A 19,895-nucleotide genomic window follows, 5' to 3' on the forward strand; every position below is an offset into this window, starting at 1 on the left:
AGTGACAGTGGATTAAGTCCATTGTATGAGTAATATATGAGTAATGGAGAGATACAATGAGTAAGGATACATCCAGATTAACCATTCTCGCGGTTGATGACACACCCGCTAATATTGATGTTGTAAAGGGGGTGTTGTCTGAACGCTATTTTGTTCAAGCCGCCATCAATGGTCAGATGGCCTTGAAGATCATTGAAAAGAATAAACCTGATCTCATCCTGCTCGATATTATGATGCCCGGTATGGATGGTTATGAGGTGTGCCAGAAACTCAAAGCCGATGAGGCGACACGTGGCATACCTGTCATCTTCCTGACCGCCAAGGCTGAGGTGGAGGATGAAACCAGAGGGCTAGAATTGGGGGCGGTTGATTACATAACAAAACCCATTAGTCCACCCATTCTCATTGAGCGCGTCAAGACTCATCTAGAGTTAAAGAGTGCGCGTGACTTTTTGAAACGCCAAAACGAGATCCTTGAAGAGAAGGTGATTGAGCGCACCCGGCAAATGGAGGAGTTGCAGGATGTCTCCATGGTGGCGATGGGATCGCTGGCGGAGGCTCGCGATCCAGAAACCGGTAACCACATTCGACGGACTCAACGTTATGTGAAATTGCTAGCACAAAAACTCAAAGAACATCCGCGCTTTAGTCATTTCTTGACCCCAGAGAATATCACTTGGCTCTATAAATCGGCGCCGCTACACGACATCGGCAAGGTAGGGGTGGCAGATCATATTCTTCTCAAGCCGGGTAAGTTAACCGATGAAGAATTTGATGAGATGAAAAAGCATACGACCTATGGTCGTGATGCCATTGCCGCTGCGGAACAGCGCATCTCAGTAGCGGATAACTTCCTCGTCTTTGCCAAGGAGATTGCCTACGCCCATCAGGAAAAGTGGAACGGCTCAGGCTATCCAGAGGGGTTGGCGGGGGATGATATCCCAATTTCCGCACGCCTGATGGCGGTGGCAGATGTCTATGATGCTCTAATCAGCCGACGAGTGTATAAACCCCCCTTTCCCCATGAAAAAGCGGTAGCCATTATCCTGGAGGGTAAAGGTAATCATTTTGACCCGGATATGGTTGATGCCTTTATGGAGATTGCTGATGAGTATTATGTCATATCACAAGAGTTTGCCGATTCAGAGGAAGCTGTAAAGGCGAAGGCTGGCAAAAAATAGGGTGAATTCACGCTAATATTCAAAATACTAAAAAGGCAAACCTGTCTGTTGAGCCGAAATGGAAATATGATGGTAAAAGAAAGCTTCCGTATTAAAAAAAACATTGTTTGTAAAGTAATGTTCTGCTGCTGGCTCATTAGTTTGATCTTTATGCAAACAGTATATGCTCAGGCTGGAAAAGTCACCCGGTTTGAGCGACTTTCCCTTGAGGAGGGTCTATCACAAGTCAGCGTTAACAGCATAGTTCAGGACAACAAAGGATTTTTGTGGTTTGCCACTCAAGATGGCCTGAATCGATACGATGGTTACGAATTTAAAGTTTACCGGCACAATCCGGAGGATTCAACATCTCTGTCTAATAATTATGCTTGGTCAATGATCAAGGACCGAGCGGGGGCGCTTTGGATAGGGACTTATGGCGGTGGCTTGAATAAATTCGATGCCTCAACGGAGCGTTTTTCCCATTTTCGCCATGATGACTCGGATCCTCACAGTTTGAGTGACGATAATGTTAGTTCCATCTATGAGGATCAAGCTGGGACTATTTGGGTTGGAACTTATGGCGGTGGCTTGAACAAGTTCGATACCTCAACTGGGCGCTTTACCCATTTCCGTCATGATGACGCAGATCCTCACAGTTTGAGTGACGATAATGTTAGTTTGATCCATGAGGATCGAACGGGAATTCTTTGGGTTGGGACTTTTGGCGGTGGCTTGAACAAGTTCGATCCTTCAGCAAACCGCTTCACCCATTTTCGCCACGATGACACCGATCCCCATAGCTTGAGTGATAATAGTGTCAGAGCCATCCATGAGGATCGAAGGGGTACGCTTTGGATTGGAACAAATAGTGGTGGCTTGAACAAGTTTGATGCCTCAACTGAGCGTTTCACCCATTTTCGCCACGATGACGCAGATCCCTACAGCCTGAGTCATGATTCTGTTCTTTTCATAGTTGAGGATCGAGCTGAAACGCTTTGGATTGGGAGTTATGGCGGTGGCTTGAATAAGTTTGATGTCTCAACGGAGCGCTTTACTCATTTCCGCCACAATAACTCGGATCCCCAAAGTTTGAGTACTGACCTCGTCAATTCCATCTATAAGGACAAAACGGGGACACTTTGGATCGGAACTTATGGTGGTGGATTGAATAAGTTCGATGCCTCGCTTGAACGCTTTACCCATTTTCGTCACGACTCCACCGACCCCCACAGTTTGAGCTATGATTATACCCGATCCATCTTTGAAGACCGAGGAGGGACACTTTGGATCGGGGGATATGGCGGATTGAATAAATTCGACGCCCTAACTGAGCGCTTTACCCATTTCCGCCACAATGACTCGGATCCTTACAGTTTGAGTGAAGATCGCGTCAATTCCATTTACCAGGATCGAAAAGGGGTACTTTGGATCGGGACTGATGGCGGTGGATTGAACAAGTTCGATGCCACACTTGAACGCTTCATCCATTTTCGCCACGATCCTACAGAACCCTACAGCTTGACTCATAATTATGTCTACGCTATTTATGAGGATCGAGCGGGAATGCTTTGGATTGGAACTTGGGGTGGCGGATTGAGCAAATTCGATGCATCAACCAAGCGCTTCAGCCGTTTCCGCCACAATGACTCGGATCCCAACAGTTTGAGTAGTAACGAAGTTTTATCCATCTATGAGGACCGAACAGGGACTCTTTGGATCGCAACTTATGGTGGATTGAATAAATTTGATGTTACTAGTGAGCAATTCACCTCTTTTCGTCACGAAAGCTCAAACCCCAACAGCTTGAGTAATGATCGAGTCAGTTCCATCTACGAGGATAAAAAGGGGGATCTTTGGATCGGGACTTTTGGCGGCGGTTTGAATAAGTTTAATCGTCAAAACGAACAATTCAAACACTACCGACAAAAACAAGGTCTTGCCAACGATACCATTTATGGAATTCTTGAAGACGGAACGGGTCATCTATGGATCAGTACTAACAAAGGTCTCTCTAAGTTTAATCCAACAACCGAAACCTTCAAAAATTACAACAAGCAAGATGGTTTACAAAGTAATGAGTTCAATACTGGCGCCTATTTTCGAAGCCAAAGCGGAGAGTTGTTTTTTGGTGGGATCAATGGGTTCAACCGCTTTTTTCCGGAGTTTATCAAAGACGACGCTCAGAAACCTGAGGTTGTTTTTACAGATTTTCTGTTATTCAACAAATCTGTACCTTTGAAAGGCTCTAACCCTGACTCACCGCTTCAAAAGACAATATCTGAAACGTCAGCAATAATACTGAACTACGAGCAGTCAGTTTTTTCCTTAGAATTTGCAGCATTGCATTTTGCAAGTCCCATAAATAATCAGTATGAATACAAGCTTGAAGGTTTTGACCAAAACTGGATAAAAACAGATGCAAAAAATCGTCGAGCAACCTATACAACAATGGCCAGTGGTGATTATACTTTTCGGGTAAAAGCAAGTAACAAAGACGGAGTTTGGAACGAAGCGGGCGCTGCTATAAAAATCAAAATCCTTCCTCCTGCATGGAAAACCTGGTGGGCATATACGTTGTACTGCATGGCTCTGGCAGGTCTTATTTTTTGGTTTGTTCAATCTCAACGGAGTAAGCGGAAACGTCTCGAAAAACTTGTCAGTGAGCGCACACAAGAGATCAAGGAAAATGAAACTCGTCTCGCTCTGGCTTCGGCCAATGCAAATTTGGGCTTGTGGGATTATTATCCGCAACGGAATAATATCTTTGTAAACCGCATCTTCGCAACACAATTGAACTATGAACCGGATGACATTCGAGAATCGGATGACGATTGGGCAAAAATCAAGAATGGCATGAAATACTGGTCGTCAATCATTCATCCGGACGATCTGGTAAATAAAGAAAAGTTGAGTCGGTCACACCTTAATGGTGAATCCGATGAATACAGTGCGGAGTATCGCGTAAAGTGCGGCGACGGCACATGGAAGTGGATTTTAGACATGGGTAAGGTCATTGAACGAGATCCAAACGGTGCAGCCGTGAGAATGATGGGCATTCACATGGACGTATCCGATAGAAAGGTCATGGAAGATCGGCTTAGAAAGGCTAAGGATGCAGCGGAAGAGGCAAAGAATATCGCGGAAGCAGCGACTCAATCTAAATCTGACTTCCTAGCCAATATGAGCCATGAGATACGCACTCCTATGAACGCTATCATCGGTATGAGTCATCTCGCTCTGCAAACGGATCTCTCGCCGAAGCAAAGTGATTACATCAATAAAACCTCCAGTGCTGCCAACGCACTATTAGGCATCATCAACGATATCCTCGATTTTTCCAAAATTGAGGCAGGCAAGATGGAGATGGAATCGGTTCCCTTCAACCTAAATGAAACACTGGAAAACCTGAGTCACCTGCTCACCGTCAAGACCCGTGAAAAAGGTTTGGAACTGCTAATAGATACCCATCTGGATGTGCCCAATGGTTTGGTCGGCGATCCACTGCGCCTGAGTCAGGTTATTATTAACCTTGCCAACAATGCCGTCAAATTCACTGAAACGGGTGAAATTATCATTAGTATTGAAAATATAGCTTCAACCCAAGATCAGGTTACCTTGCAATTTTCAGTCATTGACAGCGGCATTGGTATGACTGAAGAGCAGATGAAAAAACTGTTTCAGTCCTTCAGCCAGGCAGATGCATCCACTACCCGAAAATATGGTGGTACAGGTTTAGGTTTGACCATCAGCAAAACGCTGACTGAGATGATGGAGGGCAAGATTTGGGTTGAAAGCAGTCCAGGAAAAGGCAGTAGCTTTATTTTTACCGCCAATTTTGGACTATCGGGCGAGAGCTATAGCTCTTTACCACTACCAAAACCGGATTTGCGCGACCTTTCAGTGCTGGTGGTTGATGACAGTCAATCTGCTCGGGAAATATTGCAACACATAGCCGAGCGCCTTTCCTTCAAAGTAGCGATAGTCGGCAGTGGTAAAGAAGCAATAGAGCAGATACGTGAAGCCGATCAGTCGGGAACTCCCTTCAAATTGGTCATAATGGATTGGAAAATGCCGGGAATGGATGGTATTGAAACCAGCCGTCAGATCAAATCTGATACCAAGTTGACCGCAGTACCCAAAGTGGTGATGGTCTCAGCCTATGACCGGGATGAAATGTTACTACAGGCCGATGGAGTCAAACTGGACGGTTTTTTAAGCAAGCCGGTATCAGCCTCTACCCTGTTGGATGCAACTATGGTGGCCATGGGGTTCGAAGCACTGAACTTGGCTAAAGTCACAAGTGAATTGGGAATAGAGATAGTAGCAGCAATTCGCGGGGCACGTATTTTGTTGGTAGAAGATAATGAAGTAAACCAACAGGTAGCGACCGAATTACTTGAATTAGCCCAGATGGTTGTGACAGTAGCTGAGAATGGACAAGTTGCCATTGAAAAGGTAAAAGAGAAAGAGTTTGATCTAGTACTGATGGATATCCAGATGCCGATAATGGATGGTTATACTGCTACGCGTGAAATCCGTCAAGATCCAAAATTCAAAGAACTTCCTATCATAGCCATGACCGCCAATGCTATGGCTACAGACAGTGATAAGTGTCTGGAAGCTGGTATGAATGACCATGTGTCCAAGCCCATCGACCCCAAAGAGATGTATCGTACACTGGCGCAGTGGATTGAACCCGGTGAGCGTGAAGTCCCTGTCGAACTGCTGCAACGGCTGGCTGAATTCAACAAAGGGGGAGACGAGTCGCCACTGGAACTCCCCGGCTTTGATGTAGATAAGGCGATGGCTCGTATGGGCGGCAGTGCGCGGGCCTATCGCAGGACCTTGACTAAGGTTCTGGAGTCTGAGGCCGATGCCATGGAGCGGATTAGTCAGAGTTTGATTGAAAGCGACCGGGAGAGCGCCGTACGCATTGCACATACCTTGAAGGGCGTAGCTGGAAATATTGGGGCTAACGCTTTGCATGCTGAGGCGAGCAAACTGGAAGCCGTCCTCTTAGAGGAACAGCCAGAAACGGAGTGCATAACCGTGACCGGGCGAGCGTTGAATGAAGCTATGGTGACAATTAGTGACGCCCTGCAGTCTGATATGAAGGGATCTGTTCAGGGTAAGTCAAATACCGTAGTAGAAATTGATGTGTTAGATGCATTGAGAAAAATCTCCGAGCGCATCGATGACTTTGATTCCACAGTCGAAGAGGCCGTAGAAGATCTACTGCTGGGGATAGATGAAGTTGAGCTTCATGGTTCACTGAGTAAGTTACAGCGTTATCTCGGCGATTATGATTTTGATGCCGCTTCAACCCTCGTAGGCGAGATAATGAAGAGTGTTGCGGATAGGTAATGCATCAAGTGACAGTGATTAAGTCTATTGTATGAGTAATGTGTGAGTAATGGAGAATGACAATGAGTAAGGATACATCCAGATTAACCATTCTCGCGGTTGATGACACTCCCGCTAATATTGATGTTGTAAAGGGAGTGTTGTCTGGTCGCTATTTTGTTCAAGCCGCCGTCAATGGTCTGATGGCCTTGAAGATCATTGAAAGGCATAAACCAGATCTCATCCTGCTCGATATTATGATGCCCGGTATGGATGGTTATGAGGTGTGCCAGAAACTCAAAGCCGATGAGGCGACACGTGACATACCTGTCATCTTCCTGACCGCCAAAGCTGAGGTGGAGGATGAAACCAGAGGGCTTGAATTGGGGGCGGTTGATTACATAACAAAACCCATTAGTCCACCCATTCTCATTGAGCGCGTCAAGACTCATCTAGAGTTAAAGAGTGCGCGTGACTTTTTGAAACGCCAAAACGAGATCCTTGAGGAGAAGGTGATTGAGCGCACCCGGCAAATGGAGGAGTTGCAGGATGTCACCATGGTGGCGATGGGTTCGCTGGCGGAGGCTCGCGATCCAGAAACCGGTAACCACATCCGACGGACTCAACGTTATGTGAAATTGCTAGCACAAAAACTCAAAGATCATCCGCGCTTTAGTCATTTCTTGACTCCAGAGAATATCACTTGGCTCTATAAATCGGCGCCGCTACACGACATCGGCAAGGTAGGGGTGGCAGATCATATTCTTCTCAAGCCGGGTAAGTTAACCGATGAAGAGTTTGATGAGATGAAAAAACATACGACCTATGGTCGTGATGCCATTTCCGCCGCAGAGCAGAACATCTCTGTAGCGGATAATTTCCTTGTCTTTGCCAAGGAGATCGCCTACGCCCATCAGGAAAAGTGGAACGGCTCAGGATATCCAGAGGGATTGGCGGGGGATGATATCCCAATTGCTGCACGCTTAATGGCGGTGGGGGATGTGTATGATGCTCTAGTCAGCCGCCGTGTATACAAGCCCCCCTTTCCCCATGAAAAAGCGGTAGCCATCATCCTGGAAGGTAAAGGTGAACACTTTGATCCCGATATGGTTGATGCTTTTATGGAGATTGCTGATGAGTATTATGTCATATCACAAGAGTATGCCGATTCAGAGGAAGCTGTGAAGGCGAAGGCCGGTATTTCCTGATGTGAAAACATGGCATCCTTCACCTTCCTCCAGATTATGAAAGGGCATAGATTTTATTGTTTTTTACTGTGATGCCGTAGGGTATGAGGTTATCCAGTGCATCACTGAGCTGAAGTAATACCAGTTGCACTAAATAATTAACCAATTCAGAGCCCCTCAGGATTTTCAATTCAAAGCCCTTTATGCTTCACTGGATGCTTTCGATATAGAATAACTATTAGCTTCAATCATCCTACTTGCCTACAGAGCTTTGAATTCTCGCTGAATGGTCAGGTACTTAATGCAATTGGTATAAAAGAGCACCATCTGAAAAATTAAGGCACCCATAACTGTACTCTATGTGAAGAGCACATTCGCTTACCTGATTAACCCCAATTTTGTCGCCTTATATACCATTTGACTGCGGTTGCTGCACTTCAATATGTTTTTAATCCGGTCAACATGATAACAAACGCCTCTGATAGAAAGGTTTTCATTTTCACTTATGGTTTCGATTGAGTCCCCTTGTGAAATGAATGCCAGTATCTTGAGTGATTTCTTACTCAATAAGCCATGATTGGCGATAGGATTGAGCTCTACAATAAACTTCGATGTAAAATGCCCGGCGTACAGACAAAGGAGCGCATCGATCGCATCATGATTGTCATTAGCGGTGTTCAATATGTCGTCTTTATTCTCGGATGTGAACAAGGTGAACATACCAGACCAAGGGCAATGCAAGGGGACTAACCAATTAATGACGGTGTGTACATCGTTGAGATGTAGGAACCGCTGGAGCTGAACGCCTGATGAAGTCGCCAGATTAGGTCCATCCCAGAGGTTTGGTCCTAATTTCTTCTTCTTAGCTAGGCCGCTGTCCATCTTGTCGGCAAAAAGCCTGAAGTAATATTCTCTGACATTTATCGCCCGTTTATCGGAAGCAACGACAAACTTTTCACGCTTAATCAGTTCCGGCCGAAAATCTTTAAGCTTGGGAAGGTCGACATCTGAAATGTAGTTGTTTTCCAATGGCAAATGATAGCAAAACCCATTGAACCCATAGGTCATTAACTCTTTTTTCAGAGTGTTAACAATTGATGAACCGGATAATATAAGATTTTTCATGGCGTCATCAATTAATCAGTTTGGGGTGTATTCATCATAATGGGTACAAAGGGGGGCAGTAAACCCCCCATCCCTATTAAGGTATCGGCTTATTTTTTATTTATATGACATGTCAGACATGCATACGGGTCTGGGAATACTTTACTCATTTCCCAGTCATTATTTTTGCTCTCCCAAACCTCGGTATAAGGCTTGTGGTTACCAAACACATCGGCTGGAACTGCCTGGAACGGATCGAAGTTACCGTAAGATGAATTTGCCTTTAGTTTATCAGCCCCTTTATAGAGGATTTTGGTCGAAGCATCATTATGACTTTGTGGTTGCTTTTCGCCCGCATGACAAAAGAAACAGCGTGCATCTTCGCCATGAGCCTTTGGAGCACCATTTGAACCATGGCAGCTGGCACAGTAATAAGGCTGAGTGATATCAAACCCGTCGCTTGAGTTGATAGGCCAAGCATGTCCACCGTGTCCAAGGGGATTGACCTCTTGGTTATGGCATTGAGTACAATCAGCAATCTTCCAGCCAAAATGGTCTTGATTGAGAATTGGTGCACTTCCTGTCGCATCTTTGGGGAGCTGCAGAGTCCTAACCACCGAAATATCGGGTGAACTATCATTGGCAAAGTTCCATTGAATCGTCTCTTGTCCATTTCGCTCTTTAGGACCAAAGTAGTCATGCATATTGCCATAGGCCCAGTATAGATCCATATAACCGAAGCGGATCGGATATACATCCTGCATTAAGTGAATGTGTTCGCCTCCAAACGGGCCGCCCCAGTCCTTTTCGCAGACCTCCTTACTCACCCGAGTCTCACCATCAGGGCTGCCATCAATAGACCAGTTACACGTCGGGGATTTATTAAAGTCTCCGTCCGGGAACTGTTTTGACGGATTGTAAAAATGAGTAAACCATCCTCTTAAGCCCGAGTTCCTTAACTCACCAATACCAGACAGCGCGAAATGGCCGACGTCGGCACCGGTAGACAGACTGTCCCAATAGGAAAAGCTCACCTTTCCAAGCTTATCTTGTGCAGCGATCATCGCATCCATAACGGTAATGACACCCGGCTGGAAGATGTCATCTCGATGGCCTACCGGTGTCACCTCAATGTTGTCGGCATAAGCCACGACGCCATTGTTTTCAACGCGGCCATATTCAACTGCAACAACTTTAGGGATAATAACTTTATTGCCGTTTGCCTGAAATTTCTCAACTTCCTGACGTTGAATCCATTGACGTCTGGCGGTCATTTCATTCGAAAATGGTTGCAAAGTAATCAAACTATCTTGTTGAAGCCAATACTCGTCAATTCGAACGTAGGTGGCTTCACCGCTGGGAGAGAACCCCTGCATGCTGCCCCTTGCCCTGGTGAATATGCCGCCATCGGTATTAAAACGAAAATACCAATCATCACTGTCTACAATATCACCGTCATTCGCTGATAGAATGCCATCACCATTCACATCCATAGAAACATTGAACGTAAATGTGCCTAGCCCAGTGTTTTCATGATGGACGACATTTGAGAGTGTTAAGTCGTCTCGAGTGAAGGACAGATAACGCAATAGGTCAAATGCTGAATAATGACCGGGTTTGAATATATCGGGCCTGGCGGTACCCGCGCCCAATCCATCCGGGTTTGACGCTAAAACTTCACCTATGTCAGTAAGTGAAATACTGTAGATGGTTTTTTCATCATTATATACGCCTGCAATATGCGCATCTAAAATACCAATTTTTCCATCATCATCCAGATCTTTAGCTGAATCACTCAACAACCAGGTTTTAATGTTGTCATCATATTCACCTAACATCACTTTGATGTGACCCTGGTTTATCGAGTTAGGATTTACATCAACGTCCAAGTACTCTGGTTTTGTCTCTTTTATTGGTTGAACAGGTTGCTCTACCGTTGAGTCATCATCACTTCCACACCCAGCTATTAATGCAGTCAGCAGCGTCGGCAGCAAAGCCTTTTTCATAAAGTTCATCATATCTCCTTGCTAGATAATTTATTTCATAGCAATTTGTGATTAATTTGGTTTCGTTATTATTCATTTCACCTTTTGGCAAAATAATAGTAATCGTTCGTCTAGGTGGGACTCACTATGAAAAAGTGCAACTTCTTTCGATAAAGTTATAAATTGAGAGGCAGGGGCCATGACTTAGGTTTTTAACTGAGCGGTTTCTCACTGAGGTATAGAACTAATATTTATAAATATGCTTAATAACTTAGACATTCAAAATTGTCATTTCAGGTTATCTATCCAGCTTGTTTTACTGCGGTTACGGAGGGCTTTTTATGTGGGGCGTCGGTGGGCTAAGCCGATAGGCCAAAAAGGGCAGCTGGCGCTGCCCTTTTTAATGAGTGTGGTTTTAACGTGAGTCGTTGGCTTAGGCTAGTGTAAGACGGATTATTAAAGCCTTACGCTGGGTTTGATGAACGGCCTCTGCAATACACTACTCAACCACCGCAGTTAATCCGGTGCTATTTCTGGGTGTTTATACGCCTCGCGATACTTATCTACCCACATGGCCGTTGCGCCGCAAATGGCTACCGGCATGACGATAAAGTTGACGATCGGGATCATCGAGAACAGGGTGACAGAGGCGCCGAAGGTGAAGCTGGTGCCTTTGGTCTGATTGAGGGCAAATTTCATGTCAGAGAAGGGCACCTTGTGGTTATCGAAGGGATAATCACAATACTGAATGGCCATCATCCAGGCGCTGAACAGGAACCAGATGATTGGGGCGAAGGTTTGGCCCAAGAAGGGGATCCAGAACAGGATAAGACAGATGATGGCTCTGGGCAGATAGTATTTGAGCTTTATCCATTCCCGCCCGAATATCCGCGGCAGATCCTTTATCAAGTCGACGGTGGTGCCGGTGTTGAGATCTTTGCCTGTCAGGTGTTGCTCGACTTTTTCGGCCAGCAGGCCGTTAAAGGGGGCGGCTATCCAGTTCATCACAGAGGTGAAGATAAATGAGAGCACCACCAACAGGGTGATGACCGCTAATGGCCAGAGGAGGAAGTTGAGCCAACTCAGATAATCGGGGAGCTGGGCCGAGATCCAACCGAAGGCATTTTCCAGCTGACCGATGGCGAAATAGATAACGCCGGAGAAAAGCAGCAAATTTATCATCAGTGGAATAAACACAAAAGTTCTTAGCCCTTTTTGTTTTATCAGGCTAAATCCGAAGAGAAAGTAGTCCATCCCACTCTTGTGGGGTGTTTTAGTTGTTTGATTCATAAGTAGACACGTCTATATTAGGCATAAGAAAAAACTATCTGAATTGTGTTCCAGTCAGTTTCCGATGACAAGAGATATATAGAGGAATGATTAATAAAAACGTTACAAAAGACTGCCCGCTTTGTTAAAGTAGCCCCCAGAAAATCAACTCTAAATAAGCTCTGTTCGGCAAAACGTATTTGCTGAAAACGACCTAACTGGCACCATGAGACTCAAACAGATAAAACTTGCTGGATTTAAGTCGTTTGTCGATTCAACTAAGATCCCTTTTCTCAGCCCGCTAAGCGCGATCATTGGTCCTAATGGTTGTGGTAAATCTAATGTCATCGATGCCGTGCGCTGGGTGCTGGGCGAAAGCTCGGCTAAGCATCTGCGTGGTGACTCCATGGCCGACGTTATCTTTAATGGCTCCTCCGCCAGAAGACCCGTATCGGTCGCCAGTGTCGAGCTCTCTTTCGAAAATAAGGATGGCCGCCTTACGGGGCAATATGCCAGCTATCAGGAGATCTCGGTAAAGCGTCAGGTGTCAAGAGATGGTGATTCCTCCTATTTTCTCAATGGACAGAAATGTCGTCGTAAGGATATTACCGATCTCTTTATGGGCACGGGCCTAGGGCCTCGAAGCTACGCGATTATCGAGCAGGGGACCATCTCCCGACTGATTGAGTCTAAACCTCAAGAGTTGAGAGTGTTCATCGAAGAGGCGGCAGGGATCTCCCGTTATAAAGAGCGGCGACGCGAGACCGAAAACCGGATCCGTCATACCAGAGAGAACCTCGAGAGACTCGGCGATATTCGAACCGAACTGGGACGTCAGCTGGAGAAGTTGGCTGAGCAGGCGGCCGCGGCGAAGCAATATCGCGAGTTTAAGCAATCTGAACGAATACTGGACTCAGAGCTTTCTGTCAGCCGTTATATTGAGTTAACCAATCAAACCGAAAAGTTGACCCTGGAGGTTAACAAGCTTGAAGTGGATAAGGCCGAGCTCGATGCCGAAAAAGAGAAAACCGAATTAGCCATAACTCAGCTGAGTGTGCAGCTGGTGGAGCTCGAACGTGAAGAGCACAAGCGGGTAGAAGATTTTTACCAATGCGGAAACCAGATAGGTAAGCTCGAGCAAAATCTTAAGCACAGGCAGCAGCAGGACGCTCATATCGACCAGCGTATCTCGGCGATAGTGACTAAGCTCGATAACCACAATACCAAATTAACTACGGATGAAGTGTTAAAGGGCGCCCTGACCTTAGAATTTGATAATCAGACGCCTTTAGTCGACACCTTGGCCACCTCATCGAATGATTTAACAATTCGACTCAACGGGCTCGAAGGCGAAGGGGAGCGGCTTTCCACATCTTTAAACCTGCACAAAGAGCAGGTCTCGGCGTATCGCTTAGAGCATGAGGTTTCGCGCTCAAAACTGACCCACCTTCAGGTGATGGTTGAGCAGAAAAATCAGCGGATAGAAGATAATCGAAAGCTGAGCGCAGAAGTTGAGGCCGAACAATCGAGTCAGAATAATCAGCAGCAGGCGTCAGAACTCGAGCAGTTAACGACAGAGGCGGATCTTCAGCAAGAGATCAATGAAGAGTCTGAATCGAGACTCACTACCGCTACCCAAGAACAAGCCCAATTACGAGCCAAACAGGAAGCGCTGAGTCAGTCCCTTGCCGAAGAGAGAGGGCGCTTAGCTCTGGTCTCTAAGTTATTGCCGGATGAGACCGAACTCGAGGGCGAAAAAGCCCTGTGGCAGTTACTCGAAGTGAAACCCGGTTGGGAGAAAGCTGTCGAACTTCTGTTTGATGGACTGCTTAAGACACCTGTCGGCGTCGATGCAGATGAGAGTCAGGAGGAAGAGGGGTGGGAAGGGTTTAGCTCATGGAAACAGCAAGACTGGTCCGTTGTCAGCTGCAGTGCCAACCTCTCACCTTGGCTATCTAATGTTCAGTGGGCGGAAAGTATCGATGCCGCTAAGCCACTACTCGCCGGTTTAGGTGACAATGAACGTATCGCCACCGCCGACGGTTACCTGCTTGGCAAAGGTTTCGTGATCAGAAAGGGCACGGATTCGGGCTCTCTGGTGCAGTTAAAACGGGAACAGGATGCGCTTGAATTAAGCATTACCGGTTCGGAGGCGCTGTTAAGCGATGTGCTATCACAGAGCCATGAGCTACACGCCATTATCGAACCTTTGAAGTTATCGCTCCAATCGGGTAATGAACGTCTGCAGCAGTTGAGACTCTCTATTGCGGGGTTAAGTTCACAGATAAGCGCCGCGGAGCACAGGGCACAGGAGTGCGAGGCGAGAGGTAAGCGACTAAACCTGGAATTTGAACAGCTTAAGTTAACGCTGGACGAGTTGTTGGCCACCCAAACAAGCCTCAGTGAAAAGCTGGAAGTCGGCTTAAGTAAATTACAAACGGCAGAAACCGAACAAGTCCGATTCGTACAGCAACTTCAGCTGAAAGCCGAACAGATCAAAGCGTTAAAAGAGCAGGGTGTTTCGCAGCAGTTAAAGCTTAATGAGTCCAACTCGGTGATGCAGGCATTGAAGACTAAAATAGCCCTCAACGCCCAGTCCATCACTCAACAACAAACCCGTATCGAAGAGCTGAGCCTGGCTAAGTCGGCACTTGAAAACCAGTTGGCAGAACAAGATGCTGGCAACCAAGACGGCCAGCTTAGTGCGTTAAATGAACAGCTTGTGAAAGCGCTGGCGAAGCAGGAGCAGAAACAGACCGAGCTTTCGATACTGCGTAAAGAACAAAACCGACTGCAAGAAGCGAGTGATAGCGCAGGATTAACGAAAAAACAACAGCTTGGAAAGATAGAACACTTGACTCAGTCTATCAGCACGTTAAAGTTACGTCGCGAGGGTTTAAAAGGTCAGGCTGACAGCCAGTTGATGCAGCTTAATGAGCAAGAGATTAAGCTCGATGAAGTTAAGCTCTCTTTAGATATGAATAAGAGTTCGCAGGCCCGCCAAAGAGAGTTAGAGCGAGTACGTGCCCGCATTACTCATCTGGGGGCGATCAACTTAGCCGCCATCGAGGAATATGAGCAGCAAAGTGAACGAAAATCATATTTAGATAGTCAGGATGCAGATCTCACTTCTGCGCTGACTAGCCTCGAAGAGGCGATTCGTAAGATAGATAGAGAGACGAAGAGTCGTTTTAAAGAGACCTTTGATAAAGTGAACCAAGATTTAGGTGTACTCTTTCCGAAAGTATTTGGCGGAGGCAGTGCACAACTGGCATTGACCCATGATGACTTGCTCGAGACCGGAGTGACGATTATGGCGAGGCCACCGGGTAAAAAGAATAGTACAATTCATCTTCTTTCCGGTGGAGAAAAAGCGTTAACCGCTTTATCATTGGTGTTTGCGATTTTTAGACTGAATCCTGCACCTTTTTGTATGTTGGATGAGGTTGATGCACCTTTAGATGATGCCAATGTCGACAGATTCTGTCGGCTGGTCAAAGAGATGTCACAAAGTGTGCAATTTATATATATCAGTCATAACAAGATCACCATGGAATTGGCTGACCAACTGATAGGCGTCACTATGCATGAGCCGGGTGTTTCTCGCATAGTCGCTGTAGATATTGATGAAGCGGTGGCTCTAGCCGACGCTGTTTAACCATAGGAAAGACAAGGTAACCAATGGAAAATTTGCAACTGGTATTGTTTGTGTTAGGTGCGATTGCAATCGTCGCGGTACTTGTGCATGGTTTTTGGTCCATTAGAAAACAACAACCTAAATCATTAAAAGAGAGCCCCATGACGGGCTTCTATAAAGATCAGGACGCGAGTCGAGATCACCAAGGGTTTGATGCCGATGGTATTGGGCAGGTAAGAATCAGAAAAGGGTCTCCCATTTCTGATGACGATCGCGGCGAAGATGAAATCGACTTTGCACCAAAAGAGCCTACTCTGACCTCCGAGGGCCAGGTGGACAGCCCTGTTCGTGAAGATGAAGATGTTGCAGAGGCCGGTGATGACTTTTCTCTGTCAGATCAGCCTAAACAGAAAGCATCACGTCAGAGACAGGAGCCTGTGTTGTCTGCCGAAGTGCATCAGCAGGAGGAGATCAATCAGATGGAGTTGGGACTGGGCCAAGAAACTGCACCTAACCAAAGTTCATTGTTTGAGGCGACTGAGCCAGCGCTTTCTCCTGAGCCTTCGATTGAAGTACCAGAACCTGTGTCAGAGTCTGTGCCCGAGCCAAAGGTGGTTGCTCAAGAGCCTGAAACCTTGCCCGAGCCACAAGATGTATTGGTATTGCATGTGGTCGCCTCCGAAGGGGAAGAGCTTAGTGGTGCCGAACTGCTACCCTCTCTATTGTCTCTGAACTTTAAGTTTGGCGACATGAGTATCTTCCATCGTCATGAAGACAATGCTGGTACCGGGAAAACACTGTTTTCACTGGCGAATATGGTGAAACCTGGTGTGTTTAACCTCGATGATATGGAACAGTTCACTACCGAGGGCGTTGTATTATTTATGACGCTGCCTTGTCATGGCGAGCCCTTGATGAATTTCTCTATCATGTTAAATTCAGCTCACCAACTGGCCGATGACCTGGGTGGTCAGCTTCTCGATGGTGGTCGTGTTGCCTGGTGTGAAAACACTAAGCTAAACTATCTGCAGCGTATTCGCACACAGAATTCTTAACTGCCGGCTTTTATTCGGCGACAAAATTAAAGACTTATTTTTGAAAGGCCGCCTTTGCGGCCTTTCTCACGTTTATTCGGATATAACAAGATGCACGCTATTCAAGAAGAGATTAAACAACTGACCTCAGTGCTTAATGAGCACAACTATCGCTACTATGTCGATGACGCACCGAGTGTACCCGATGCTGAATATGATCGTTTAATCAACCGATTAAAGCAGCTTGAAGCAGAAAACCCAGAGCTTTGCCTGCCGGACTCACCGACACAGAGAGTCGGGGGCGCGCCGTTAGCCAAGTTCAATCAAATCACTCACCTTAAGCCTATGCTGAGTCTGGATAACGTCTTCAGCGAAGATGAGTTTGATGCCTTCTATAAGCGCATCAGCGATAAAACCAGTGAGACGCCGACTTTTTGCTGTGAGCCTAAACTCGATGGTTTAGCGGTCAGTATCCTCTATCGCGACGGTGTGTATGAGCGTGCAGCGACTCGAGGCGATGGTAGCGTCGGCGAAGATATCACCGAAAACGTACGTACCATCCTCTCTATTCCGCTTAAGTTACGTGGTAGCGATTTTCCCCCTCTGCTCGAAGTCAGAGGGGAAGTGATCATGCCGAAAAAAGCCTTTGATTCACTCAACGACAGAGCCAGAGCGAAAGGTGAGAAGTTGTTTGTTAACCCGCGTAATGCCGCAGCTGGCAGCCTGCGTCAGTTGGACAGCAAAATAACCGCGAGTCGTGCACTGGGGTTTTATGCCTATGCCTTGGGGGTCGTCGAGCCTGAAAGCTGGCCTTTAGGTAAGGGACATCACGAGCAATTGATGCAGCTTAAATCCTGGGGCTTCCCGGTGAGCAGTGAAGTTAAGCTGCGCGGTGATGTCAAATCTGTGATCGATTATTATAACGATATTCTCACCCGCCGTGATGCGCTGGACTATGAAATTGACGGCGTGGTGATTAAGGTCGATAGCATTGAGCATCAGCTTCAATTGGGGTTTGTGGCGAAAGCCCCCCGATGGGCTACGGCATTTAAGTTTCCCGCTCAGGAGGAGATGACCCTGCTCGAAGGCGTTGATTTTCAGGTTGGTCGAACCGGAGCGGTGACTCCAGTGGCCAGACTCAAGCCTGTGTTTGTCGGCGGCGTGACTGTGTCTAATGCGACGCTGCATAATGCCGATGAAATCGCCAGGCTCGGCGTGAAAGTAGGCGACACAGTGATAGTGCGGCGAGCCGGAGACGTGATCCCTCAAATCGTGGCTATTGTCGCCGAGAAGCGTCCGGATAGTGCAAGCGATATTCTGTTTCCTCAGACCTGTCCTGTGTGTGACAGCATGGTTGAACGCACCGAGGGAGAGGCGGTTGCCAGATGTACCGGCGGTCTGTTCTGTGAGGCGCAGCGTAAAGAAGCTATTAAACATTTTGCATCCCGTAAGGCGCTCAATGTCGATGGCATGGGTGATAAGGTGGTTGAGCAGCTTATCGATAAAGAGCTGGTGGCAAGTCCCGCCGATCTCTTTAAGTTAACTGCCTCTGCGATGACCATGCTTGACAGAATGGGGATGAAATCGGCCACTAAACTGGTGGCTGCTATCGAAGACGCTAAGCAAACGACCTTTGCCCGATTCCTGTATGGATTGGGGATCCGTGAAGTGGGAGAAGCGACGGCGGCGAACTTGGCCAACTACTTTAAAAACCTGGACAGGTTAAAGTCTGCCGATGCGGATGAGTTTATCAAGGTGGATGATGTCGGCGCGATTGTTGCTCAGCACCTGACCTACTTTTTTGCCCAACCTCACAACCTCGAGGTGGTCGATAATCTGGTACAAGCCGGTGTTCATTGGCCTGAAATTGAAGCCGTGTCCGAGGAGGCGTTATCGCTTAAGGGACAGACCTGGGTGCTCACGGGAACCTTAACTAAGCTAAACCGTAACGATGCTAAAGCTAAGTTGCAGGCGCTTGGGGCTAAAGTGGCCGGTAGTGTCTCTAAAAATACCGATTGCTTAGTGGCGGGCGAGGCGGCAGGTTCTAAGCTGACCAAGGCTCAGGATCTGGGTGTTAAGGTGATCGATGAAGATGGTCTGTTAGCCGTATTGAGTGGCGAGTAACTCACCGCCTATTGTCGTTAGTCGGTTATAGCCTGTCCTAATTAGATTTAGTTAGAGTTAGGATGTCAAAGAATGGCATCCTAAGTGCCCTATTTCGACAGTAAAGCTGGGAGCCAGAGAGGCATCTGAGCAATCGGTCATTTTAACAATAAATGCCCCTTCTCTGAGTCCGGTTTGAATATTAGCATTGAATTATCTTTTTATGGCTCCATATCACTGTGTAGAAAGATAATTTAAGGCAACTCTGTGAATTTCAGCAATATCACCTGGCTCGATGACAAAGGGCATATTAAACCTCCCCTCTATCTCTATCTGATACTGGTCTATATTGCGCGTGGCTGGTGTATCTTTATCGCCTCCCTGACCCAATCTAGCGATCGCGCCGGACTGGTTGCACTCTTTTATCCTCATAAAAGTGATTTTATCATGGCCTTGATGGCGGGCTTTGGTGCTCTACTGGTCTATGGGGTGGTGATTGCCGAACGGAAACGTTCGCCGATATGGGTGAGGCCGATATTTGGTCAGCTGAAATGGGTGTTGTTATTGTTATTGTCCATCGATGGTGGATTGTTAATTGAACGAACTATTAATTCTCACTATCTCTATAACTGGAGCATGGGGTTAGATGCATTACTGCTTTTTTGGAGTTTGATCTATCTGTTTAAATCTAAAAGGCTAAGTTATTACTTCGATGATTGGCCCAAAGAACAGAGGTTTCCGGGTAAGGTCTAATCCGGTTCATACTCGTTCAGAGTTCGGTTTTCCATGGAAAGTTAAGATAAAAAAAGGCGCTGCAAAATGCAGCGCCAAAGAATCATGTAATACAGACTACATACTTGTATTTCGATCCAGGGGTTCAATCGAAATTATTAAATTAATCACCTAACTTTAGCGGTAGGTGGCCTTTTTAATAATAAAGGACAATTGACAGCAACACTCTTCAAAGGGACATTGACGGGGGCAATGCCTCCTCAAAGAATATGTTCACTATATGGCTCTTGGATATTGTATGCAATATCTATTTGGGAGTAATTGCCACTTTCCTGCTC

The 19,895-nt window shown here is 46.5% G+C and carries 10 protein-coding genes; 7 read left to right on the forward strand and 3 right to left on the reverse strand.

The genetic code is table 11. The features are described from left to right. The first annotated feature begins 56 nt into the window (after window positions 1-56). The 3 genes from EKG38_RS16480 to EKG38_RS16490 all read left to right on the forward strand — a co-directional run bounded on the left by EKG38_RS16480 (window position 57) and on the right by EKG38_RS16490 (window position 7,714). Entirely contained in the window at window positions 57-1,181 is a 1,125-nt protein-coding gene (locus EKG38_RS16480) for a response regulator (protein ID WP_126521318.1), read from the forward strand. A gap of 66 nt (window positions 1,182-1,247) precedes the next feature. Beyond that, window positions 1,248-6,527 (forward strand): two-component regulator propeller domain-containing protein, encoded by a 5,280-nt coding sequence (locus EKG38_RS16485; protein ID WP_126521319.1) that lies wholly within the window; start codon window positions 1,248-1,250, stop codon window positions 6,525-6,527. 62 nt (window positions 6,528-6,589) lie between these two features. After that, window positions 6,590-7,714 carry a response regulator gene (locus tag EKG38_RS16490; protein WP_342775857.1) on the forward strand — a complete coding sequence of 375 codons (1,125 nt, stop codon included), beginning with the start codon at window positions 6,590-6,592 and terminating at the stop codon, window positions 7,712-7,714. A gap of 357 nt (window positions 7,715-8,071) precedes the next feature. Here EKG38_RS16490 and EKG38_RS16495 read toward each other — a convergent pair whose 3' ends face one another. From EKG38_RS16495 to cysZ, 3 genes are all read right to left on the reverse strand, one after another. Next, window positions 8,072-8,818, reverse strand: coding sequence for a response regulator transcription factor (locus EKG38_RS16495; RefSeq protein WP_126521321.1), 747 nt, complete (start codon window positions 8,816-8,818; stop codon window positions 8,072-8,074). A gap of 89 nt (window positions 8,819-8,907) precedes the next feature. Further along, entirely contained in the window at window positions 8,908-10,812 is a 1,905-nt protein-coding gene (locus EKG38_RS16500; RefSeq protein ID WP_185826885.1) for a hypothetical protein, read from the reverse strand. A 486-nt stretch (window positions 10,813-11,298) separates the two neighbouring features. After that, window positions 11,299-12,072 carry a sulfate transporter CysZ gene (gene cysZ / locus EKG38_RS16505; protein ID WP_126521323.1) on the reverse strand — a complete coding sequence of 258 codons (774 nt, stop codon included), beginning with the start codon at window positions 12,070-12,072 and terminating at the stop codon, window positions 11,299-11,301. Between the two features lie 205 nt (window positions 12,073-12,277). Here cysZ and EKG38_RS16510 point away from each other — a divergent pair, with 205 nt between their 5' ends. The 4 genes from EKG38_RS16510 (at window position 12,278) to EKG38_RS16525 (ending at window position 19,578) form a co-directional block, all read left to right on the forward strand. Beyond that, window positions 12,278-15,709, forward strand: a complete 3,432-nt coding sequence (locus EKG38_RS16510) for a chromosome segregation protein SMC (RefSeq protein ID WP_126521324.1) — start codon at window positions 12,278-12,280, stop codon at window positions 15,707-15,709. Between the two features lie 23 nt (window positions 15,710-15,732). Continuing rightward, window positions 15,733-16,743, forward strand: a complete 1,011-nt coding sequence (zipA, locus tag EKG38_RS16515) for a cell division protein ZipA (protein WP_126521325.1) — start codon at window positions 15,733-15,735, stop codon at window positions 16,741-16,743. Window positions 16,744-16,833: 90 nt separating this feature from the next. Then, window positions 16,834-18,846 (forward strand): NAD-dependent DNA ligase LigA, encoded by a 2,013-nt coding sequence (gene ligA, locus EKG38_RS16520; RefSeq protein ID WP_126521326.1) that lies wholly within the window; start codon window positions 16,834-16,836, stop codon window positions 18,844-18,846. A gap of 246 nt (window positions 18,847-19,092) precedes the next feature. Then, window positions 19,093-19,578 (forward strand): DUF2919 domain-containing protein, encoded by a 486-nt coding sequence (locus EKG38_RS16525; RefSeq protein ID WP_126521327.1) that lies wholly within the window; start codon window positions 19,093-19,095, stop codon window positions 19,576-19,578. Window positions 19,579-19,895: the final 317 nt, after the last annotated feature.

It is taken from the genome of Shewanella canadensis (assembly GCF_003966225.1).
GTDB lineage: Bacteria > Pseudomonadota > Gammaproteobacteria > Enterobacterales > Shewanellaceae > Shewanella > Shewanella canadensis.

What these genes read in the sequence shown, in the direction of transcription:
- zipA (WP_126521325.1), top strand. Translation starts at nt 15,733, where the DNA reads ATGGAAAATTTGCAACTGGTATTGTTTGTGTTAGGTGCGATTGCAATC.
- EKG38_RS16490 (WP_342775857.1), top strand. Translation starts at nt 6,590, where the DNA reads ATGAGTAAGGATACATCCAGATTAACCATTCTCGCGGTTGATGACACT.
- cysZ (WP_126521323.1), bottom strand. Translation starts at nt 12,072, where the DNA reads ATGAATCAAACAACTAAAACACCCCACAAGAGTGGGATGGACTACTTT.
- EKG38_RS16495 (WP_126521321.1), bottom strand. Translation starts at nt 8,818, where the DNA reads ATGAAAAATCTTATATTATCCGGTTCATCAATTGTTAACACTCTGAAA.
- EKG38_RS16510 (WP_126521324.1), top strand. Translation starts at nt 12,278, where the DNA reads ATGAGACTCAAACAGATAAAACTTGCTGGATTTAAGTCGTTTGTCGAT.
- EKG38_RS16480 (WP_126521318.1), top strand. Translation starts at nt 57, where the DNA reads ATGAGTAAGGATACATCCAGATTAACCATTCTCGCGGTTGATGACACA.
- ligA (WP_126521326.1), top strand. Translation starts at nt 16,834, where the DNA reads ATGCACGCTATTCAAGAAGAGATTAAACAACTGACCTCAGTGCTTAAT.
- EKG38_RS16485 (WP_126521319.1), top strand. Translation starts at nt 1,248, where the DNA reads ATGATGGTAAAAGAAAGCTTCCGTATTAAAAAAAACATTGTTTGTAAA.
- EKG38_RS16500 (WP_185826885.1), bottom strand. Translation starts at nt 10,812, where the DNA reads ATGAACTTTATGAAAAAGGCTTTGCTGCCGACGCTGCTGACTGCATTA.